The organism is Kallipyga massiliensis ph2 (genome assembly GCF_000311985.1).
In the GTDB taxonomy this organism is placed as follows: Bacteria; Bacillota; Clostridia; order Tissierellales; family Peptoniphilaceae; genus Kallipyga; species Kallipyga massiliensis.
Genome location: NZ_HE978586.1, coordinates 83464 through 104050, shown reverse-complemented (window position 1 = coordinate 104050; position 20587 = coordinate 83464). Strand labels below are relative to the sequence as shown.

Below are 20587 nucleotides of genomic sequence, written 5' to 3'. Positions count from 1 at the left end.
CTATTTTAAGAATGACTTATAAATATTGCAGAGGCTTAGCAGGAGATGAATAACTTAGAAATGATGAGTACAAAAGAGATTATTGAAGTAGGTTTTGCATTGGTTGGACTTATTGTTAGTTTTGTCGCCATCTGGCAATCACGCAAATCAATAAAATTAACAGAACAATCCATTAGAGATGCCAATCGACCATACATTGGAATCAATATTGAGAGCATTGATACCGTGTATTTCGAGAAGTTCATTGTATTTAAGAACTATGGTAACTCATCAGCAAAATTGAAGTCCCTTGAATTTATAAGTGATACATCGAAGCTCGATTTTATCAAAAACAATATGCAATCTCTGGTAGGTGGCACAATCATACCTGGGCAGAAATTTACCTCATCAATCGACAGCGAATTTAAGGACCTAATACATATAGAGATATGTTATGAGGGACCTGATAAAGTTGTCTATTCAGAAGTATTTGACATTAAAACAGATATGTCTTCTGACTTATTGTGGGAACAGCACACATTATCTTCTGATGATAAGGTGGCGACAGCAATTAAACTAGGGGCCCAATCTATATCAAAGACTTTAAAGTAGTTACGACAGAAACTGAATGAGTAAAGGGTCTCTAATAGTAAAACGATACTATTCTTCAAAAAATAGTGAATAAAAGAGAGTAAAACCAATCCTTTAGTCGCAAAAGTGACTTCGAGAAAGCTCTATAAGTAGCTACTTGAACTTATATCAAGGATTTGTAGATTCTTCAATTGTAGCAGCGTCTTTAGGTGTTGGGCCAAAGGACCTAATTAGCGATTTAAATACGATGGGTTTTTTATTTGAAAATCTTGCCATAATAGATTTAAGGGTTTACGCTGATCGCCATATGGGGGATGTTTATCACTATAGAGATAGCTCCAACTTAGAATGTGATGCTGTTGTTCAGCTTAGAAGATGGTGTTTTTGTTGTTCTAGTTTCCTGCTTGAGAGATTAGTTGATGTTAAGTTTAGAAATGATATGAATATGTAATTATTCTCTTAAAACAGTGAATACTATGGAGCAAAATCACATTGTTATTCACAAAAGGTGACCCTCTGGTCCGTCGTTTTTGGAGGTTCTAGGATGAAATTTATTTGTACCAAGTGTGGCAAGAAGGTGTCAACCACAACCAGGGCCTATCAATGTGAATGTGGGGGGGCTCTGGCAATTGGACGACCAGCCGCCGAAATTTGACCTTGCCCAGATTGGCGAGGGAGAATGGAGCCAATACCGCTATCGGCAGTTTATGGCCATTGAAAACGACTCTTGGAAAGAAGTGAGCCTGGGCGAAGGAATGACGCCGATTGTCCCTTTTGATGACGATGTCTTATTGAAACTGGATTATTGCATGCCGACTCTATCCTTTAAGGATCGGGGGGCGGCGACCTTGATTGCCCACTGTAAATCGATTGGGGTGGACCATGTAGTCGAAGACTCCAGTGGGAATGCGGGGAATGCGATCGCAGCCTATTGCAGTCGAGCCGGCATGACCTGTGAGATTTTTGTTCCTGAGGGGACTTCAGCGAAAAAGATTCAGATGATCCGGTCCCATGGGGCAAAAGTCCATATCGTTCCGGGCAACCGCGACCGCTGCGCCGACCTTTGTCGGAAGCGGGTCAAGGAAGAAGGCTCTTATTATGCCAGTCATGTGTGTAACCCCTTCTTTTTTGAAGGAACAAAAACCTATATTTATGAGGCCTTTGAACAGCTACATAGAATTCCGAAATACATCCTACTCCCTGTGGGAAATGGGACCCTCTTTCTTGGGGTCATGCAGGGACTGGAGCATTTATTGGAGAGTGGCTGCATAGACTATATGCCCCAAATTATTGGGGTCCAAAGCGAGCACTGTGATCCCGTCTATAAGGCTGTAAAAGCCCAGGCTGAGAAAGTGGAAGAAGTGAAACCGGGTCCGTCTTTGGCGGAAGGGATCGCTATTGGGAAACCCATGCGTGGGCATGAGATTCTGGGCTATGCCAGGAAATACGGCGTTCGTTTTGTCCATGCTACGGAAAAAGAGATTGCAGGTTCTATGGCTCAATTCGCCAAGCAGGGCATCTACTGCGAGCCAACTGCGGCTGCCAATTATGCCGGTTATCGGGAGTATTGCCGTCTTTATGGAAGGACTCATGATTGCCTGATTCCTGTTTGTGGTTCCGGTTTAAAATCGGACTATTCTCATTCCTTGTGATTGACGAGCTCATTGATTCTGTTTATACTAAATATGTGGGATATCCCACACATTTAGGAGGTGGTTAAATGGAAGCAACGAAGATTTATGATGTTCATATCGATAGCAAAAAGCGTGTTACTCTCCGGGGTGCCAAGTATGAATACTATAATGTTAGAGAATTTGAAAATGGCTGCATCATGCTTGAGCCTCGTGAGTTAATTGTCCCGGAAGATCTGTCTGCTCGAACATTAGAAGTAATGGATCAATCCATTAAAAACTTCAAGTTGAGCAATGTGTCTGAATCTATAGATCTTTCTGATTTTTAAGGTGATTTGAATGAAGTTTACTATAAAGATGGGCATCCCTGAAATGGATGATCTATGGAAAAGACTGCAGAGCGAATTTCATAAGAACACTATTAATAAACAAGATTCTTCATTGTATAAAAAATGGGGTAAAGCCCTTAAGCTATTATCCCAAAACCCAAAACATCCTAGCCTTCATACGCATGATATTGAAGCATTGTCAAACCGATATGGTATACGCGTTTGGCAATCTTATTTGGAAAACAAGACAAGCGGAGCGATGAGAATGTTTTGGGTTTATGGACCAGAAAAACAGACAATAACGATTATTAGCTTGGAACCACATCCGGAGGACAGGAAAAAGGGTGCTTATGATAGGATTCCCTTATCAAAGCTGCCTCCCTTGGAATAACTACTTTGCCTTTCTTCTATTCAGCAGATTTGCTTTAGTAGAAAGGCTTTGTTCTTTTATGATGTGATTCTTATCACCTATAATAACAAACAAGTCTAGGGCGGATGCTCACCAATAAGGAGAAAAACAAATGAAATTTGCACTAGCCGCCAAAGGATTCTTCGATGAGGATCTGGATTTTAATAAAGGGGTCATTCTGAAGACCCTGGAAGACTACCGGGGTAGGGCGGATATGGTCCTTTTTGGGGAGGCCTTTCTCCAGGGTTTTTATGGACCAACCTTTGACCTTGATCATGACCTGAGGATGGCCTTAACCCTTGACCATCCGGTCTTTGACGAGATCGCAAGGAAAGCAAGGGAAAGCTCCACCGCAGTTTCTTTTGGCTTCATCGAGCGGGAGGGGGAGACCATATACTCCTCCCAGGTCACCATTGATTCTCAGGGAAAAATCGCGGATGTCTTTCGCCGAGTTTCGCCCGGCTGGAAGATTGAGGGGGCCGGTGAATCCTATCAGGAAGGGGAGGGCTTCCATTCCTTTCTCTTAGAGGGTCGAAAAATGGCTGTGGGTCTTTGCGGTGACCTATGGTTTGACGAGAACATCCGACAAATCAAGGATCTCCAGCTTGAGCTTCTGTTATGGCCGGTTTATACGGACTTTCCTTTTAAGGAATGGAACTCTTCGATAAAATATGACTATGCGGCCCAAGCAAACCGGGCTTGCTCCAGGACTCTGTTGGTCAATTCCTTTTGCCTGGATAAAAGGGATGAGGAAGAGATTGCCAAAGGCGGAGCGGCCTTTTTCCTTCAAGGAAAGATCGGAAAAGATCTTCCGGCGGGTGAGGAAGGGGTTTTGTTTGTTGAGGTCTAGGGGATTCAGCTCCTCTTAAATCGGAAGAAGGACTTAGGATGTCAGAAATAAATAATCATGGGCCAGGAGAACGGAAGAGGGTTAATAAATTACGACTCTCCTTGATAACAGCCTCCCTGGTCTGGTTGGTCTTTTGCCTCATTCTTCTTATTATGCAAAAGTTCAACAATATGACCATTCTCCCGGATGATGGTTATCTTCCGATTTCCCAAGGGGAATATTGGGTAAAATGGAATAAGAATGTTTTTACCCTAGCTGTTGACCGGGGTTATGCGGATGGATCTTGGGCGAAAATGAAGGTGATCCTGGGAGAAGGGGGAAAGAAAGTGGAAGAGGAGGTCTTTTATCCCTTTGGGGAGCCTTCCGACTACAAAGACGAAGAGAGATAGGGTGTGGACAGGAGCCTGCCCACCATTTACTATAAAAGGAATGATATGGCCAAGTTTACTCGGAGAGCAATTTTTGACGCTTTTTTGGAGCTTTTGCGGGAAAAATCTCTGGATAAAATTACGGTAAAGGAAATCATAGAGACCGCCGAGATCAATAGAAATACCTTTTATTATCACTTCCAAAACATTGACGACTTGCTGGAAAAGACCTTCCGGGATGCTTCAGATACCTTTCGGGAAGAAAGCAATCCGGACCGAACTTTTTACGAGGAGTATATGCGGACGGCTGAATACCTTCAATCCCATAAGGAAGCCATCCTCCACGTTTATGACTCCAAAAGCCGGGATGTTCTCAGCCAATATCTGGAGTCGGCGATCAGTCACTTTGTCGGCCGCTTTGTGGCCAAGGCTGCGGAGGGGACTGCACTTTCCCGGGCGGGTATTGACTATATTACTTATTTTTATACCTATGCTTTTATCGGGGCCACCCTCCGCTGGGTGGAGGACAGGATGCCGGACTATCGGGATGATTTGAACCGGACCATCGCCGGATCTTTTGGAGCAACCATCGATCCCATGATCCGGATGTATATCGAAGGACATTCCCAAATTGGGAAAAATAGTGAATTTTGCTAGACGATCAAAGGCCGAGTGTTCGAAATCGAACATTCGGCCTTCTTTTGTCTGTACCCATCTTCAGAGATAAAGGATACAATGCCCCTACAATCATGTTTTTGCTTTTGTATGCGTTTAGGAAAGAGATGGGATGAACAAAGAGATTCAAAAACTTGGAATCGTTGATGTCGGTGGAGGAACACGAGGAATTTATGGCGCCGGGGTCCTGGATTATTGTATGGACCAAGGGATCCGGGCGGACTACTTCATCGGCGTATCGGCTGGAGCGGCCAACGGGGCCTCCTATGCAGCCGGTCAAAGAGGACGAAATCTGGTTTTTTATAACGATTATGCCTTCCGCAAAGATTATATGGGCGTGGGAAACTTCCTGAAGAAGGGGTCCTACATTAACCTGGACTATATTTATTCGACACTGAGTGATGCCGGTGGGGAGAACCCCCTGGACTACCAATCCCTCCAAGCCAGCCCCATGGAATTGGAGATCGTGGCGACCAATGCGGATACCGGCCGGGCCGTCTATTTCAACAAGAAGGACCTGGGTCAAAACTTCTATGACCCCATAAAAGCCTCTTGCTGTGTTCCGGTTTTATGCAAGCCATATCCGGTTGATGGGATTCCCTATTTCGATGGGGGAATCTCTGATCCCATCCCCTTTCGAAGAGCCTTCCAGGCAGGCTGTACAAAAGTCATTGTGATCCTAACCAAGCCCAGGGACTTTTTTCGAGAAGAGGATGCCGATAGGCGGCTGGTTTTGCTCCTGAAGCGGAAATACCCCAAAGCGGCACAAGCCCTCCAGCAGAGGGGGAAAGTCTACAACCGGAGTCTGAGAGAACTCCTGAAGCTGGAAAAAGAGGGAAAGGCGATCATCATTGCGCCTTCCGACACCGGTAATTTGCGGACCTTAACCCAGGACCATGATGAGTTGCTCCGTCTCTATGAAATGGGGAAAAGGGATGGAGAAAACCGGCTGGGTCCGGAATTCGGACCAGGCAGGATTGGCAAAATTTAGGATAGGGGAGGTGAGAAAATGGAGAAATTAAAGAAAGTAAAAGATATTTATAGCGGATTTTCCCTTTGCCTCATCGTTTTAGGCATCTTTTTACTCTTTCAACCCAATATTGCAGCGGATGTCTTTTGCCGCTTGTGTGGGGCAGTCCTTGTCCTTTTTGGGATTGTCAAATTATTCGGCTATTTTTCAAAGGACCTGCTTCAGCTGGCCTTTCAATTCGATTTTGCTATGGGGATCATCTCCATCTTAATCGGTTTGACCATGTGCTTTTGGTCCAAGCAGTTTATGGAAACCCTGATTATTGGGATCGCCTTTTTCATCATCGTCGATGCCCTGCTTAGGATCCAGACCGCCCTGGACGCCCGGAAAATCGGGGTGGACAACTGGTGGGTTATCCTAATGATCGCCCTGGTCACCTCAGTCATCGGTGCCCTGCTTTTCTTTCGGCCCTACCAGGGAACAAAAGCTGTCGTTATGTTGATCGGGTTGAACCTGATCATTGATGGGATACTGAATTTACTTGTCGTGCGCAGCACAGTAACTACAATAAGGAGGATAAAAGAATGGGAAGCTTAAGTCATTCTGCAACAAGAGCAGCAGCAAGCCTTGGATTAAATATGATCTTGAAGAAAGTGGACAAGGATGAGCGGGAACCGGAAATGATCAAGCTGATCGACCTCATGGAAAAATATATGGATGGGGTGGATCTTGGTGTCGATTATGATAACATGCGGGCCATGATTGCGGATAAGGATGGCGCCTTAAACCGGTACGTCAACCGGATGTTGGACGAGCTGGATCCTAACGTCATTAAGACGACGGTCCTGAACTTCGGCCTGGAAGCCATGTTGCATGGGACCAAAACCATCCGGGAAATGCGTGAGATCCACCAGTGCAACATCCCCTGGTTGATCCTCATGGACCCCACCTCCGCCTGCAACCTCCACTGCACCGGATGCTGGGCGGCGGAGTATGGCAACAAGCTCAATCTTACCTATGACGAAATGTCCAGCGTGGTCAAACAGGGGAAGGAACTCGGCGTTTACTTCTATATGTTTACCGGGGGAGAGCCCCTGGTGCGCAAGGACGACCTGATCAAACTCTGCGAGGAGCACAAGGAATGTCAGTTCCTGGCCTTCACCAATGGAACTCTGGTTGATGAGGCCTTCTGCCAGGAGTTAAAGCGGGTGGGCAACCTTATGTTGGCCATCAGCTTGGAGGGATCGCCGGAAGTCAACGACCTCCGTCGGGGCGAAGGAGTCTACGGCAAGGTCATGCACGCTATGGACCTCTTGAAGAAGAACGGCCTGGTCTTTGGAACCTCCATCTGCTACACCTCGAAAAACTGCGAATCCGTCACCTCCAAAGAATTCGTCAAGCTCATGGTGGATAAAGGATGCCGCTATGCCATGTACTTCCACTATATGCCGGTCGGCAATGACGCCTCCCTGGACCTCCTTCCCACACCGGAACAGAGGGTTGCGACCAAGAATCGAATCCGTGAAATCAGAAAACTCACCACGGGCGAAGGCCTTTTTACCATGGACTTCCAGAATGACGGAGAATTTGTGGGCGGGTGCATTGCCGGCGGAAGAAACTACTTCCATATCAATGCCAATGGCGATGCGGAACCCTGCGTCTTCATCCACTATTCCGGGGCCAATATTCGGACCCACACCCTACTGGAAATTCTGAAACAGCCCCTCTTTATGGCCTACCACGACAACCAGCCCTTCAATGAGAACCACCTCCGGCCCTGCCCCATGTTGGAAAATCCGGAGATTCTCCAGCAAATCGTCAAAGAAACCGGGGCAAAGTCCACCGACCTCCAGTCACCGGAGAGTGCGGAACACCTGTGCGGGAAATGCAAGTCCTATGCGGAAGCCTGGAAACCCTGTGCAGATAAGCTCTGGGCAGAGGCCGGCCACCACCAGGAATAAAGAGATTAAGGAGTTTTGTCATGCGTACTTTTTTTACTTCTGAAAGTGTATCCGAAGGCCATCCGGATAAGGTCTGCGACCAAATTGCGGATGCTATCCTGGATGCTCATCTTTCTCAGGACCCCAATGCCCATGTGGCTTGCGAAGTGACCGCTACGGTTGACCGCCTTCACATCATGGGCGAGGTCACTTCAAGAGCAACTGTGGATTACGATGCGATAGCCAGAGAACAAATCCGCCGCATCGGTTATACCATCCCCGGAATCGGCTTTGATGCCGACTCCTGTCAAATCACTGTGGACGTCCATGACCAGTCCCCGGATATTGCTATGGGGGTGACCAAGGCCAGCGAGGAGGAAAACGGGGCCGGCGACCAAGGGATGATGTTCGGCTACGCCTGCACGGAAACCGAGAGCTATATGCCCCTGGCCATCGCCCTTTCCCATAAGATGCTGAAGCGGCTGGCTCAGGCAAGAAAAAAGGGAGAAATCAAGGGACTCTTACCCGACAGCAAGGGCCAGATTACCGTGGAATATGAGGATGGTCGCCCGGTCCACATTGACACCGTGGTTCTCTCCACCCAGCATAAGGAAGAGGTCAATCTCAACCAGCTGAAGCTGGAATTAGTCAATAAGGTCCTAAAAGACGTCCTGCCTTCCGACCTCTTCGATGAGAAGACAAAAATCTTTATTAACCCGACCGGACGCTTTGTCATTGGCGGACCTGCCGGTGACACCGGCTTGACCGGACGGAAGATTATCGTGGACACCTATGGCGGCTATGCCCGTCATGGCGGCGGTTCCTTCTCCGGGAAAGACCCCTCGAAAGTTGACCGGAGCGCGGCCTACATGGCTCGTTACCTGGCCAAAAACATCGTGGCCTGTGGGTATACGGATGCCTGCGAGGTCCAGCTGACCTATGCGATCGGGGTAGCGGAGCCGGTTTCCATCCATGTCGAAACTTTTGGCAGCGGGAAATTGACGGAGGAAGAAATTATCGGCGAAATTAAAAAAAGGGAAGATCTGACACCGACCGGAATCATTAAAAAGTTTGACCTGAAACGGCCCATTTACCTGCAGACCGCTTGCTATGGCCACTTTGGAGAGAATACAGCCAGCCTTCCCTGGGAGAAAGTGTCTTGGAAATAAGAGGGAAATCCGGTCTTGAGGCGGAGAATCAGAAAGTAGCGGGAAAATTCCGAAGAATCCAGGTTGTTGGCCTGGTTTGCTTTCTCTTTGTCCTGGTGGGCATCCATTTCACCATTGATGGGAAGTTTAGCGTGGAATCTTTGGTCGCCCAGGCCTCGGGCAATCCGCTTCGGTCGGTTCTTTGGCTCATGCTCCTCTTTGCCATAAAAAGTCTGACGATTGTTATACCGCTCCTCTCCTTATATGTGGCCAGCGGTATCCTCTTTCCTCCGGTCTGGGCAGTCTGCGTCAGCTTTCTGGGCTTGGCCATTACCATGACCCTCCCTTACCTTCTTGGCCGCTGGTCCGGGGCGGAAGAGCTGGACTACATCAAAGCAAAATACCCAAAAATCGACAAGTTGGTGGATATTCAGAAAAGAAACGAGTTTTTTGCCAGCTTCATTGTCCGCCTGATTGGCTGGTTTTCTTGCGATATCACCAGCTTCTACTTTGGAGCCTCCCGAACAAGCTACCCCCTTTATTTGTTCTCCGGCCTCCTGGGCAGCGCCGTCAGCGTCATCACCAACACCCTGTTGGGGGACGTTCTGATGGACCCCTTCTCCACCGCCTTTTTTGTTTTGATGGTGGTCAAGGTTTTGACCTCGGCAGGGGCCGTCGCCATTGCCTACTATTTTAACCGGGGGAAATGACTATGCGAATTCCGCTTCTGGTGACACTCGACCAACATTATCTTCCCCAGCTGAGGGTCCTCCTCACTTCAATTTATCTCAACCATCCGGTTCAGGTCTTTGACGTCTATCTGATCCACCGTCAAATCCCCGGGGAAAGCTTGAAAAAGCTTTCTGAAGATTGTGCTCGCCTCGACTTCCGCCTGATTCCTATCCGGGCGGATGGGGAGACCTTCCGTTCGGCCAAGGTCACCGATCGTTACCCCAGGGAGATGTATTATCGGCTCCTTGCAGGAGAATGGCTTCCCCATGACCTTGATAAAATTCTCTATTTAGATCCGGATATTCTCGTGATCAATTCGCTCAATGCTCTGTGGGAGATGGACCTGAGGGGTTACCTCTTTGCTGCAGCGGCTCATACCGGGAAGACGGAAATGGCCAACAGCGTGAATAAAATCCGCCTGAAGACAAACACGGATTACTTTAATTCAGGCGTTCTTTTGATCAACCTGGAAGAGGCGAGAAAAGAGATCGTCCCGGATGAGCTTTTCCACTTTGTTGAAGACAATCCCATGGCCCTTCTACTGCCTGATCAAGACGTGTTAAATGCGCTTTATGGATCAAGAATCCTGAGTCTTGATGATGCACGTTGGAATTATGATGCCAGAAATTACAGCAACTACCTCTTACGAAGCGGAGGGAAGGAAAATCTGGAGTGGGTGATGGAAAACACCTCCATCCTTCATTTTTGCGGAAAAGATAAGCCCTGGAAAAAGAATTATCGACGTCGTTTTGGAAGCCTATACCGCCATTATATGAGCCTAACGGAAAGATATCTTCAAAACGACGTCTAATAAAAAACCGGTCACTTTGATCAGGATGTCCTGAACAAGGTGATCGGTTTTTCACATGGAGAAGGACTTGATATGCCGGAAGATAGAACCTTTTAGTGGAGTTTTTCTTTTAGTGCCTTGACGAGTTCCGGATACTTTTGATGTTTCATTCCGGGAAATGCCTTAAGGAGGCGTCCCTGGCCAAAATAAGATGATGAAGTGAGGGAGGAGGAAATACGATCAAATTCCCCTTGAAGGGCATCGAATTTATCTTTTAAGTCGATTAGGGTTTCCTTCTGTTTTATTGACTGAACAACTTCTAAATCAGCTTTTTTCTCGCGGATCACGTCTTTTAACTCTGCCTTGGCGAGTTTTGCCTGTAGCTTACCCTCATCGACGATCTGGGTAGTTTCTAATGTCCTAGTCCCTACCCGCTCGCTGATCCGGTCACTGACGATCCGCATATCCGATTGAATCTGATCCAGTTTTGTCAGGGTTTTGTTGAAGCCCCGGATGATGGCTAGGGTGACCACAAAATCTGCAAGATAAAAGGCATAGAGAAGAGCCAAGAGAATCCAGCCCTCACGGGGAGCCAAAGATTCCACTGTATGGTGATCGACAAAAGTCTGAAAAATATGGACAACAAAAAGAATGGCCAATCCCCAGATTAAGGAAAATTCAAGGCAGATATATCCTCGAAAGTTGAATGGCTTTGTGGAGTAATCCCACCACCGGGCATGAAAACACCGGTCCAGGAGCCATCCGGCCAGGAGTTCCACCAGGGTGGCTAGAATTACCCCAAATAGAAAAATCTCCAGACTATTCAGCCTTTGTCCGTTACTCTGCATGAGGTTGATGGCGGTAAAGACAGATAATACACCAAACCCATAGACCGGACAAACCGGGCCATTCAAAAAACCACGGTTAACTACCTTTCCCAGAGTAACTGCGTGGAAGATCACTTCAACAATCCAACCTCCAAAAGAATAAATGAGGAAGTACCAGCAGATTTGATAATAGGACATCCCGGCAACCATCATTTCCTCCATTTCACAAAATAGCCATGTTTGATTAATGCATTTCGTGTAAAGAAATTTCTTTTTTATTAATTATAGGGGATGTTTTTTATTGTGCAAGAAGATGGATATATTTTATAAAAAAGTCAGCCCATTGAACAGTTTAACAAAGAGACCTTATCCATGACAATTCTTTATTGAGAAAAGAGGGAGCCGGTGATTGAAAGTCAGGTTATTGAAATCTTTGTGAATATAGGGTGTAATAAATGGGAGATGAAAAAAATCGGGAGTAGGAAGGACCGAAAGGAGGAGACAAGATGGCAAATGTACTCGACCAAATGATCGCTGAAGTCACTAAACAAAAGGGGGGTCTGGATGAGGAAGATGCGGCCCTGGAAGAGGAATTTCTTTCCGGTCTCCGGGCCTTGAAGGAAGTTCTGGGAGAGGATCCTCCTGAGGAAATGGTCAAGGAAGCGCTCGAGGACTTTATGGTCGATTTTTTTGAGGATGATGATATGGGGGAGGAAGAACCGGTTGAAATCACCAAAAAAGAGAAAATTGACCTGGACCGGGACTCTTCTGTGGTTGAACGTTTTTTGAAAGAAAATGAGTGGTATTATGAGCGTAAGGACATCCGAGGGGCTATGACCATATTTGAGCTGGGCTTAGATGTTGAGGGCCTTAAGCTGGACATTGATGTCTACTGCCAGGTCAACCCTAGGGCTTGCGGCATCGTGGCTGACCTTCCCATTTTTGTGGACCCGGCTTATGAGTATCCTCTTTGCGCCCTTTTAGCAGAGAAAAACTTTCATCTGCACTACGGATCGTACAAATATGATGAGTATTCTAGTGGAATTTCTTTTGAGCTCAATTTTTCCACGATCCATGGAATTCATAAGGATATGTTGGCTGAATATTTCCAAGCGGTTGTCGAATCGGCAGCCTACGATTATGAGGATATTCGGAAGACCTGCCAGGGTCAGTTTGACCAGGAAGAAGTCAAGATGATCTTGGATAATGCAAACTGTTTGGTTAAGGAGCTCAAGAAATAGAAAGGAAGGAAGATGAACAAGATCTATGATGATTTTTGGGCATTGACTTTAGATACAACAATAAACGAGGTAAAGGACGGCGCCTACACTTTTGAACAAACTGTTTTTTGGGGAGAAAAAGGAGGCATGCCTTCCGATAAAGGGGCCATCAACGACCTCCCCGTCACTGAGATCTTTTGGGAAGGTGACCGGGTCTGGCACCGGGTGGAGGGAACCCTTTCCGACCCCATCCATATGGAAGTGGATCCGGATACCCGGCTGACCAATACCTCGGCTCAAAGCTGCCTCCACCTTTTGGACGGCTACTATGAGAAAAGGGGCCATGTCATCATCGCTATTGGGGCCAGGGAAGGAAACCAGTGGTTTGAGGTGGACCAGAAGGAAGTGACGGACAAGGACCTGGACGACCTCCAGGCCTATATCGATGAGGCCATCCTCCGGGATATTCCTTTAGAACTAACGTATATTCCCGGAAAGGACTACCCGGACCCCGCCTACCAGGCTTATGATGAAGTCCGGATGGTGAAATATGGGGACCTGGATGAACAACCCTGCTCTACTCCCCATGTCCATTCGACGGGGGAGATCGGGGCCTGCGTGATCTTTAGCGCGGAAAAAACCTCCCGGGGCTCCCGGGTCCACCTGGCCATGGGCCCGACGGTGGGCCGCCTTCTGGCAAAAAAAGAGGCCCTACTCAAGAAGCTGGAGGGGATACTGCAAGCGAATGAGGCCCAAATCCAGGAACGAGTGGAAGCCCTGGTGGCCGGTGAACTTCAGTTAAAAGAAGAGAAGAAGGCCCTGGAGGAAAGACTGGTTGATCTTGAAGCTGACCGCTTAGCGGGTCAAGATGACCTGGTGGCCTGCTTGTCCAGCTACGATGGGGGAGGTCTCCGTCAGCTGGGGCAAAAGCTGGTTTTTGAAAAGAAGTTATCCAAGGTCCTCCTTTCTGAAGACAAGGGAAAGTGGAACCTGGTCTTTGCCTCGGCTGAGGGCAAGGCTCGAGACTGGTTAGACCAGGTCCGGGAGCCCCTGGGGATTAAAGGAGGAGGGTCCCCCCAGCTGGTCAACGGCCAGACCCAGGAGAGTCAGGAGACCATCCTGGCTGTGCTACAAAATCTGAAGTAACAAGAAAAATCCCGGCCGAGGAGTTTACCTCAGCCGGGATTATTAGGAAGATAGGTCCAGTAGGGACCTTGGTTTTTACTGGGCTTTTTATGCGCCCAGGGCCTGGGACAGGGCTTTGCCCAGGTCTTGGCAGGCCTTTTCCGCCTCTTCGTCAGGATGATCATAGGCGATGGTCGTGTCCACCACATTGAGATTAGCGTTGGCGCAGCGTTCCTTCCAAAGGATCATCCACTCCCCGTCCGCCCAAGAATAAGAGCCAAAGAGGACGATGGGCTTTTGACCCAGTTTGTCTTCACAGGCCGTGAAGAGGGGTTCAAACTCCTCTTCTTCCAGCTCCTCATCCCCCATGGCAGGACAGCCAAAGGCGATTCCATCGAACGAATCCACCATATCAGCGGTAAAGGCGGATGAGGGGAAGAGAGTGGCCTCGGTGCCGCCTTCCTCAAGACCGGCCAGGACGGCTTCCGCCATGGCCTCCGTGTTCCCAGTCATCGAGTAGTAGACAATTGCAACTTTTTTCATGATCTTTCCTTTCCTTTAGCCGAGTGCGGATAGGTCCGCCAGGGCTTCTCCTTGGTGGAAGCGGGCACAGAGTTCCTTCCGGCAATGGTTGTAGAGACAGAAGGTTTCCTTTGCCGCTTCCTCATTGTCATATACCTTCCAATAGCCAATGAGTTTTGCATTTTTGCCTTGGTGGGTGATGTAGCCCACCACATCGTTAAAAGGATAGCCCAGAAAGAGGCCCACCTCATGGGGGAAGAGGGCAGGGTTCTTAAAATGGTCTGCCAGCTGGTCCAGGGCACCGGGAATAGTGAAATCTTGATAGCCGTAGCTGGAAAGGAATTGACGGCTTTGTTTCGTATGTAAGAGTTCTTCCAGGGCGCTCCGCCGATAGATATAGAGGAGGCAGGAGGAAGCATTCTCCCGGAGTATTTTTAGGTCAATCCCGGCCCCACAAAGCCTTCGCCTGCATTCGTCCAGATCCTCCTGACAGCAAATAGTTTTAGTCAGGTTAATGAGGTTGGCTACCTTACAACCGGCTAGAGTAGGTGCCGCGTAATAGACGACCTTCTCTTCAATGGGCATAGGTCTTCAAAACCTCCCTTCTTGGTTAGAGTTAGCTATAGCTAACTTAGCTATACAAAGAGCGTTAGTTATGACTAACTAAGTAGATTATAGCCAAGGGTCTCTTTTACTGTCAACTCCCATGAGGCATATTTTGAACCTATTTAGTGATTTTTTAGGTCAAAAAAACACAAGCTCCTTGGTCGAAGGAGCTTGTGCTTGTGGTTCTAACAAGGGAGATTAGATGTTGGTTAACCCGCTATCGGAAACGATGACCTGTCCATACGTAAGGTCATGTTTACCTCCCTATTTATTTTTTCTTCTTAGAATTCTTGTAAGCCGCATAGCCACCGACAACAGCACCGAGGACGATGAGTCCGATGAGCCAGGTTGGGACACCGGATGAAGAGGAGCTATCAGCCGGAGCAGCAGAAGAAGCCTCTGCAGGGGCTTCGCTGGTTTCAGCAGGAGCATCTTCGCCGGCTACTGCATAGGTGAAGGCGGTTTGGTCGGTGGAGAAGGTGTACTTATCGCCATCTTCTTTGAGCTCGACCGCCTGGTCGCCGGCCTTGATTTCAGGCTTGTTGGCAAAAGCGGACTTGGGCAGGGAGAAGAGGACTTCGTTGGCCAGTTTTTCAACCGGGTTGCCGTAGTTATCAACGATCTCGATCTTGCCGGACTTTTCATCTTCCGGACTGACGGAAAGGTTGAGGTAGGTGTCAGCGGTTCCCTTAGGAACGGCGATGGACATGTTGGTGAAGTCAGCGGTCTTTCTCCGGCCATAGAATACGGAAGTGTAGTCCTGGTCCTTGAGGAATTCGTCATATTTCCCCTGGACCTTGCCGTGGAGATCATTCAGAAGGTCGAAGGCCTGCCGGGCATCCTTCTTGTTCTCTTCTGTCCGGTCACCATTAGCAGCAATGTCGGTCTTGGCAATGAGTTCATTCTCCAGCTTTTCCACCTCAGGACGGATGATTTCCATCATATCCTTCCGGTTGGCTTCCACCATATGGAGGGTGTCCATGACTGTCCAATAGTGAGACTTTCCGGGTTCAGGATCATTGGTCGGATTCTGGACCTCAGGAATAGCTGCCGTCTGGTTGGGATAGTAGGGGACATAGGGCTGGACCAGGGGGGATCCCAAGGTCAACCACATGACTCCGGGTTCATCCTTGGACGCATTGGCGGGAATCTGGAAGATATGGGATTCCATGGTGTTCCGGTTTCCAATGGGATAGAGGCTGTCACGACCACGGTCGTTGGCTTCTTCCTCCGTGATGTTTTCCAGGCGGTTCCGGGTGAAGTTCATGGCGTCCTTGACGGTGAGCTTCCGCTGGGGAGCGTCCTGGAGGAAATCGTAGGTTTGGCTGTCCATGGAGACCTTGGCATCGGGGTTAATGGACAAGATACCGGAGCAGGCTCTGGATTTGTTGGAATCAGACAGGGTCTCTTCGGAGTAGGAAGCAAAGAGGTCGATGACGCCCTTTTCCTCATCGCCGACTAAGGTACCGGCTTTTTTCGCGGTTTCGAAAAGTCCCTTGGAGTAGATGTAGTTATCATCCTTGCTGGTGATGTAGTTGTCGCTTTCTTCGCCCTTTTCCAGGGTGACTTCATTGATCCAGAAGGAGTTGGGGAAGACGGAGAACTTGTCCTTGGGATACTTCATGGCGAGGAATTGGTGGCCGGAATAAATTTCCATGTACCAGACCTCATCCTTGTCCGCGAGAACAAAGGCGTTCCCTTCAGCGGTTCCTTTGGTGGCCACTTCATTGGCCACGAGCTGGATGCCTTCGCGGGAAGTGGATGCGGTGGAAAGAACGACGGTTGTAATGACACCCTCGCTAAAACCGATGGGCTTTGACTCATCGCTGCCGTCCAGGTAGGGATCCACTTCCTGGACCTTTTCATGGCAGGATGCGGAAACGGTCATATCGGCGATCAGGCCTTGGTCGTTGAAACCCGCTTCATCGAAGATGCCATATTCCGGGGTGGTATCTGAAACAGAGGTATAGCGGAAGGAATCGTGGGGTATGACAAACTCATAGCCCTTTTCTTCATCATAGGACACATCCTTGATGACATCGCCCTTCTTATACTTTCCGGCTTCATGGATCAAGTAGATCTTGTTGTGGTTGACTTCCAAGTCCTCGGTACGGGTGATGATGGTGGACCCATCTTCCGTCAGGTCGGAACCGATTAATAGACCTGTGCAAGCCCTGGCCGTGGTTACAGTCCCTAGGACCAGAGCAACGGTGAGCATAAGTACAAGTAAAACCTTTGCAATTTTTTCCATAAAAAAACCTCCTGGATACAGTATAAAGGAAATCCAGGAGGAAGCAAAAAAATTATTATCGAGCGAAATCTTTCTCATCATCAGCCAACCAGGCCTCAGCTTGGGAGGAATTCAGTCCTCCTCTCCAGGCTGGCGGTCTTATTGATTGAGGTAGTCAAGGGCATATTGGGCATAGACCCCGGCACCCCCGGCTAAAGCATCCTCATCCATATCAAAGTGGTCGGAGTGGTGGGAGTAAGAGGCTCCCTTGTCCGGGTTTCCAACCCCGATGAAAGCGAAGCAGCCGGGCTTTTCCTTGAGATACCAGGAGAAATCCTCCCCACCCGTCACCTTCTTCATCTTGACTAGGGCATCCGGTCCCAGGACCTTGCGGACAGCCCCTTCTGCGATTTCCGATGAAGCGGGGTCATTGGCCAGAGGGCCCATGACCTTATTATATTCAAGCTCATAGCTTGCCCCATAGGCCTCGCAGACCCCCTTGATGATCCGGTCCATGTCGATGTCGATCCGGTCGGCGATTTCCTGGGTGAAGTAGCGGCAGGTTCCGGTGAGCCGGGCCTCGCCGGCGATAATGTTAAACCGAGTTCCCGCCTCGAAGGTCCCCACACTGACCACGACGGAGTCCAGGGGGGAGTAGGTCCGGGAGACCATGGCCTGGAGGGCCTGGACGACGGCAGAGCCCACAAGGACGGCATCCACCGAGGACTGGGGCTCAGACCCATGGGCTGACTTCCCGTGGATTTTGATCTCGAACATATCCCCGGCGGCCATCCGTTCGCCGGCTTCCACGGAGACGGTGCCGACCGGGAGGTGGACCCAGACGTGGGCCCCGAAGATATTGTCCACTTCCTCCAGCCAATGACCCTGGCGCATCATGTACTTGGACCCCAGGCCCAGTTCCTCCGCCGGCTGGAAGATGAGGTAAATTTTTCCGTCAAATTCATCTCGGCATTCGTTTAGAAGCTTGGCCGCACCCAGAAGGATGGCGGTATGTCCATCGTGGCCGCAGGCGTGCATCTTCCCTTCTACCCGGGATTTATAGGGAACCTCATTCTTTTCAAAGACCGTCAGGGCATCGATGTCGGCCCGGAGGGCCAGAGCCTTCCCCGGCCGACCGGAATCGATGAGGGCGACCAGACCGACCCCGGGATCTTCCTGGGAGAACTCATAGGGGATCCCCATCTTGTCCAATTCCTTGGCGATGGTTTTGGTCGTTTCCACTTCCTCAAAGGAAAGTTCGGGATGTTGGTGGAAGTAGCGACGCATGGCCACGACATAGTCTTTAATTTCCGGCAAGCGGTCTTTGATGGTCATAGAAATTCCTTTCATTTACTCTTGTTACATACCGGGAACCAGGAGGTTGGAGAGGAAGCCGGCTAAAACAACGGAGCCGATGGATACGGTGACGAAACCGGCCACCAGCATCTTGGGAAGGATCTGGCCCAGGATGACCTTCTTTTCTTCCTCATTGGCGGCCAGGGCAGAGGCCACTTCATTGGAGACAACGTAAGTTCCCGGGAAGCCGAAGAGGGCGGTGATCCCGATGGCGAAGGACATCCAGGGGGAGACCTTGAGGATCTTGCCCATGATCCCGGCCAGAATGATGATCCCGATGGCACCCAGAATCAGGCAGATGACCAGGGGGCCGGCCAGGGAAAGGATGTCCTGGGGTTGGGCATTGGCCAGGCCCATGAAGATGAGGATGGTCAGGGTGGCCATGCCCAGGCCGAAGGAATTTCCCTTGACCAGGGGTTGGCGCTCCAGGATGTTGAAATGGGCGGCTAAGATACCGAAGATCAGGCCCAGAACGTTGGCGTCCAGGTGAAGGAGGACATCCAACCATCCGATCCCGGTCGCAATGGACTTGGAAGAGCTGGAAAGAAAAACAGCCAGGGCGGCAATAGCTGCCGTTTTTGCCAGGTAGTAGTTGGCCGTCCGGAAGCGGTCCGGAAGTTTAAAGATGGAAGGCTTCTCGACGATCTCCACGTCTTCGATTTCCTCAAAGACGTGGCCATGGCGGTGGGCTTCAACCACCTTCCGTCCCTCCTGGCGGAGGAAGAAGGAAGCCAGAGGATAGCCGACAAAGCCTTGGATAACAACGAGGAGGGAGGCCATGAGCTGGAGGTCGGGCCGGTTGATGGCTTCGGCAGCCTTGGACATCTGGAGGCCGGCAATGACCCCGCCCGAGATGGGGGGAGCAGCCACAAGGACCGTTTCCTCGCCAACAATGGGCTTGCCGACCAGGAAGAGAAGGATAGCGACGCCGACGATGCCGGCGGCCCCGATCAGGACGGTCTTCCATTGTTGGATGAGCTGGTTGAGGTTGAGCATGGACCCCATGTGGACCAGGAGCATGGTCATTATGGTCGGACCAAAGACGGCCATGGTGGAGTCAACAAACAGGGTGTTGGGGACCAATCCCGACCAGAAGGAAAGCAAGAAGAGGACGGAACAGGTAAAGAGCGACGGGACCAGTGACTTGGTTAAGCTGGCCACCAGGTCGCCAATGAAGTAGACGATGAGGACAAAAAGCATGGCGTATAAAGGTAACATAAAATCTCCCTCCTTAAATAAAGAATACGCCTATTTTACCATTTATTAGGAGAAAAATCTCAATATTTATTCGGAAAAAATAAAGAAAATTGATAATTAAGCGTTTTCCATCTCCGTTGGGAGGCCGTTTTTCGGGTTTTGAAAGAAGACAATCGGCCTAGTTGACGGCAGAAACCGTGGAATCGGCCTGCTGGAGGTGGGCCGGCTTGGGAAAACGAGTCTCTACCACCGAGATGAGGTTGGAGGAAATCAAAGTGGAGAAGATGGACCAGAAAAAATTGGGCCAGGGGAGGTAGATAAAGACCGAAACCAGGAGGACGATAAAGTCCGACAGGAAGTAGGCCTGGGCGATGGAAAGGTGGGTGTATTTTTTCATGATGAGGGCATAGGAGTCATCTCCACCGGCGGCGGATCCCCGGGTGATAACCAATCCGCAGCCCAAACCGATCCCGATTCCTCCGAAGATGGCGGCCAGGGCAGGCTGGTTCTCGAAGGAGGGAAGGATGGGGCCGATTTCCAGGAAGAGGGCATAGAAGACAGCCATGGTAAAGGAGGCTAAGAGGGAACGACCCAGGAAGCCTTTCTTTAAAAGAAGAAAACCCAGCCCATAGAGGAGGGCATCAATGACAAAGGAGACGATAGCAGGATTGATCCCGAAGATCGACTTGGCCAGGATGGCGATGCCAATGACCCCGCCTTCGGTGATTTTGGAGGGGATGTGGATGTTGACTAGGGTGAAGGCCATGATAAAGGCACCCAGGGTCATGAGAAAAAGATCCAGGTTATTTAGGCGCAGGTGACGCTTGAAACGGACAATCATTTTTACCTCAAAGATTTGCTTTCTAAAAATTATTACGAAATATTACATACGAAGCTTTAAAACCACCTTTTTATCTTATCACAGGATATTTCGAAAGGCGAATGGGGGATGGATATCCGAAAATTTTCCTGTATTTTTTGAAGAAAATGAATTTTTCCTATTGAAATTTCCAAATAGAATGATTATGATATACATATGAACATTTGAGCAAATGATAAAATCAATTTTAAATTCTTTGAGATAGGAGGATT

General features: G+C 49.1%; 21 protein-coding genes and 2 pseudogenes. 16 read left to right on the top strand and 7 right to left on the bottom strand.

Annotation, left to right across the window (positions count from 1 at the left end; all coding sequences use genetic code 11):
• The first annotated feature begins 45 nt into the window (after positions 1–45).
• The 14 genes and pseudogenes from HGKM_RS08370 (at position 46) to HGKM_RS07075 (ending at position 10433) form a co-directional block, all read left to right on the top strand.
• The gene (locus tag HGKM_RS08370) at positions 46–591 is read left to right on the top strand and encodes a hypothetical protein (RefSeq protein WP_154645947.1); all 546 of its coding nucleotides are present in this window, start codon (positions 46–48) and stop codon (positions 589–591) included.
• Positions 592–745: 154 nt separating this feature from the next.
• Positions 746–955, top strand: a pseudogene (locus tag HGKM_RS08625) (DUF4143 domain-containing protein); the annotation flags it as partial.
• A 159-nt stretch (positions 956–1114) separates the two neighbouring features.
• Positions 1115–2222: pseudogene (locus tag HGKM_RS07130) on the top strand (threonine synthase).
• Between the two features lie 68 nt (positions 2223–2290).
• Positions 2291–2530, top strand: coding sequence for a hypothetical protein (locus tag HGKM_RS07125; RefSeq protein WP_019134652.1), 240 nt, complete (start codon positions 2291–2293; stop codon positions 2528–2530).
• 10 nt (positions 2531–2540) lie between these two features.
• A complete protein-coding gene (locus tag HGKM_RS07120; RefSeq protein ID WP_019134651.1) occupies positions 2541–2921 on the top strand; it encodes a hypothetical protein in 381 nt (126 codons plus the stop codon).
• Positions 2922–3051: 130 nt separating this feature from the next.
• Positions 3052–3789: a carbon-nitrogen hydrolase family protein gene (locus HGKM_RS07115; RefSeq protein ID WP_019134650.1), complete on the top strand. Its 738-nt coding sequence runs from the start codon at positions 3052–3054 to the stop codon at positions 3787–3789.
• Positions 3790–3827: 38 nt separating this feature from the next.
• Positions 3828–4178, top strand: coding sequence for a hypothetical protein (locus HGKM_RS07110; protein WP_154645946.1), 351 nt, complete (start codon positions 3828–3830; stop codon positions 4176–4178).
• A gap of 45 nt (positions 4179–4223) precedes the next feature.
• Complete coding sequence (locus HGKM_RS07105; protein ID WP_154645945.1) at positions 4224–4814, top strand: TetR/AcrR family transcriptional regulator; 591 nt, start codon at positions 4224–4226, stop codon at positions 4812–4814.
• Positions 4815–4944: 130 nt separating this feature from the next.
• Positions 4945–5823, top strand: coding sequence for a patatin-like phospholipase family protein (locus HGKM_RS07100; RefSeq protein WP_019134647.1), 879 nt, complete (start codon positions 4945–4947; stop codon positions 5821–5823).
• A gap of 18 nt (positions 5824–5841) precedes the next feature.
• Positions 5842–6399 carry an HdeD family acid-resistance protein gene (locus tag HGKM_RS07095; protein WP_019134646.1) on the top strand — a complete coding sequence of 186 codons (558 nt, stop codon included), beginning with the start codon at positions 5842–5844 and terminating at the stop codon, positions 6397–6399.
• Positions 6387–7763, top strand: coding sequence for a radical SAM/SPASM domain-containing protein (locus HGKM_RS07090; protein ID WP_034579869.1), 1377 nt, complete (start codon positions 6387–6389; stop codon positions 7761–7763). Before HGKM_RS07095 ends, HGKM_RS07090 begins: the two co-directional genes overlap by 13 nt.
• Positions 7764–7783: 20 nt before the next feature.
• Positions 7784–8911 (top strand): methionine adenosyltransferase, encoded by a 1128-nt coding sequence (gene metK / locus HGKM_RS07085; protein WP_019134644.1) that lies wholly within the window; start codon positions 7784–7786, stop codon positions 8909–8911.
• Positions 8902–9600 carry a TVP38/TMEM64 family protein gene (locus HGKM_RS07080; protein ID WP_019134643.1) on the top strand — a complete coding sequence of 233 codons (699 nt, stop codon included), beginning with the start codon at positions 8902–8904 and terminating at the stop codon, positions 9598–9600. Before metK ends, HGKM_RS07080 begins: the two co-directional genes overlap by 10 nt.
• 2 nt (positions 9601–9602) lie before the next feature.
• Positions 9603–10433, top strand: a complete 831-nt coding sequence (locus HGKM_RS07075) for a glycosyltransferase family 8 protein (RefSeq protein ID WP_019134642.1) — start codon at positions 9603–9605, stop codon at positions 10431–10433.
• Positions 10434–10525: 92 nt separating this feature from the next.
• On the opposite strand, the gene HGKM_RS07070 is transcribed toward HGKM_RS07075, so the two are convergent.
• Positions 10526–11449: a putative ABC transporter permease gene (locus tag HGKM_RS07070; RefSeq protein WP_019134641.1), complete on the bottom strand. Its 924-nt coding sequence runs from the start codon at positions 11447–11449 to the stop codon at positions 10526–10528.
• A gap of 296 nt (positions 11450–11745) precedes the next feature.
• On the opposite strand from HGKM_RS07070, the gene HGKM_RS07065 reads away from it, so the two are divergent.
• Positions 11746–12480, top strand: coding sequence for a hypothetical protein (locus tag HGKM_RS07065; RefSeq protein ID WP_154645944.1), 735 nt, complete (start codon positions 11746–11748; stop codon positions 12478–12480).
• A 12-nt stretch (positions 12481–12492) separates the two neighbouring features.
• On the top strand, positions 12493–13605 hold the full coding sequence (locus tag HGKM_RS07060; protein ID WP_019134638.1) for an alanyl-tRNA editing protein: 1113 nt from the start codon (positions 12493–12495) through the stop codon (positions 13603–13605).
• Positions 13606–13692: 87 nt separating this feature from the next.
• Here HGKM_RS07060 and HGKM_RS07055 read toward each other — a convergent pair whose 3' ends face one another.
• The 6 genes from HGKM_RS07055 to HGKM_RS07030 all read right to left on the bottom strand — a co-directional run bounded on the left by HGKM_RS07055 (position 13693) and on the right by HGKM_RS07030 (position 20336).
• Positions 13693–14127 (bottom strand): flavodoxin, encoded by a 435-nt coding sequence (locus HGKM_RS07055; protein ID WP_019134637.1) that lies wholly within the window; start codon positions 14125–14127, stop codon positions 13693–13695.
• Between the two features lie 15 nt (positions 14128–14142).
• Complete coding sequence (locus HGKM_RS07050; RefSeq protein ID WP_019134636.1) at positions 14143–14691, bottom strand: DUF3793 family protein; 549 nt, start codon at positions 14689–14691, stop codon at positions 14143–14145.
• 289 nt (positions 14692–14980) lie between these two features.
• Positions 14981–16963 carry a dipeptidase gene (locus HGKM_RS07045; RefSeq protein WP_019134635.1) on the bottom strand — a complete coding sequence of 661 codons (1983 nt, stop codon included), beginning with the start codon at positions 16961–16963 and terminating at the stop codon, positions 14981–14983.
• A gap of 138 nt (positions 16964–17101) precedes the next feature.
• The gene (locus tag HGKM_RS07040) at positions 17102–18277 is read right to left on the bottom strand and encodes a M20 metallopeptidase family protein (protein WP_019134634.1); all 1176 of its coding nucleotides are present in this window, start codon (positions 18275–18277) and stop codon (positions 17102–17104) included.
• 24 nt (positions 18278–18301) lie between these two features.
• Entirely contained in the window at positions 18302–19516 is a 1215-nt protein-coding gene (locus HGKM_RS07035; protein ID WP_154645943.1) for a hypothetical protein, read from the bottom strand.
• Positions 19517–19673: 157 nt separating this feature from the next.
• Positions 19674–20336, bottom strand: a complete 663-nt coding sequence (locus HGKM_RS07030) for a YitT family protein (RefSeq protein ID WP_019134632.1) — start codon at positions 20334–20336, stop codon at positions 19674–19676.
• Between the last annotated feature and the right edge of the window lie 251 nt (positions 20337–20587).

Bases quoted from the DNA above. Each gene is read 5' to 3' on its own strand.
- HGKM_RS08370 (WP_154645947.1), top strand. From the start codon at position 46: ATGAATAACTTAGAAATGATGAGTACAAAAGAGATTATTGAAGTAGGT.
- HGKM_RS07125 (WP_019134652.1), top strand. From the start codon at position 2,291: ATGGAAGCAACGAAGATTTATGATGTTCATATCGATAGCAAAAAGCGT.
- HGKM_RS07120 (WP_019134651.1), top strand. From the start codon at position 2,541: ATGAAGTTTACTATAAAGATGGGCATCCCTGAAATGGATGATCTATGG.
- HGKM_RS07115 (WP_019134650.1), top strand. From the start codon at position 3,052: ATGAAATTTGCACTAGCCGCCAAAGGATTCTTCGATGAGGATCTGGAT.
- HGKM_RS07110 (WP_154645946.1), top strand. From the start codon at position 3,828: ATGTCAGAAATAAATAATCATGGGCCAGGAGAACGGAAGAGGGTTAAT.
- HGKM_RS07105 (WP_154645945.1), top strand. From the start codon at position 4,224: ATGGCCAAGTTTACTCGGAGAGCAATTTTTGACGCTTTTTTGGAGCTT.
- HGKM_RS07100 (WP_019134647.1), top strand. From the start codon at position 4,945: ATGAACAAAGAGATTCAAAAACTTGGAATCGTTGATGTCGGTGGAGGA.
- HGKM_RS07095 (WP_019134646.1), top strand. From the start codon at position 5,842: ATGGAGAAATTAAAGAAAGTAAAAGATATTTATAGCGGATTTTCCCTT.
- HGKM_RS07090 (WP_034579869.1), top strand. From the start codon at position 6,387: ATGGGAAGCTTAAGTCATTCTGCAACAAGAGCAGCAGCAAGCCTTGGA.
- metK (WP_019134644.1), top strand. From the start codon at position 7,784: ATGCGTACTTTTTTTACTTCTGAAAGTGTATCCGAAGGCCATCCGGAT.
- HGKM_RS07075 (WP_019134642.1), top strand. From the start codon at position 9,603: ATGCGAATTCCGCTTCTGGTGACACTCGACCAACATTATCTTCCCCAG.
- HGKM_RS07070 (WP_019134641.1), bottom strand. From the start codon at position 11,449: ATGGTTGCCGGGATGTCCTATTATCAAATCTGCTGGTACTTCCTCATT.
- HGKM_RS07065 (WP_154645944.1), top strand. From the start codon at position 11,746: ATGGCAAATGTACTCGACCAAATGATCGCTGAAGTCACTAAACAAAAG.
- HGKM_RS07060 (WP_019134638.1), top strand. From the start codon at position 12,493: ATGAACAAGATCTATGATGATTTTTGGGCATTGACTTTAGATACAACA.
- HGKM_RS07055 (WP_019134637.1), bottom strand. From the start codon at position 14,127: ATGAAAAAAGTTGCAATTGTCTACTACTCGATGACTGGGAACACGGAG.
- HGKM_RS07050 (WP_019134636.1), bottom strand. From the start codon at position 14,691: ATGCCCATTGAAGAGAAGGTCGTCTATTACGCGGCACCTACTCTAGCC.
- HGKM_RS07045 (WP_019134635.1), bottom strand. From the start codon at position 16,963: ATGGAAAAAATTGCAAAGGTTTTACTTGTACTTATGCTCACCGTTGCT.
- HGKM_RS07040 (WP_019134634.1), bottom strand. From the start codon at position 18,277: ATGACCATCAAAGACCGCTTGCCGGAAATTAAAGACTATGTCGTGGCC.
- HGKM_RS07035 (WP_154645943.1), bottom strand. From the start codon at position 19,516: ATGTTACCTTTATACGCCATGCTTTTTGTCCTCATCGTCTACTTCATT.
- HGKM_RS07030 (WP_019134632.1), bottom strand. From the start codon at position 20,336: ATGATTGTCCGTTTCAAGCGTCACCTGCGCCTAAATAACCTGGATCTT.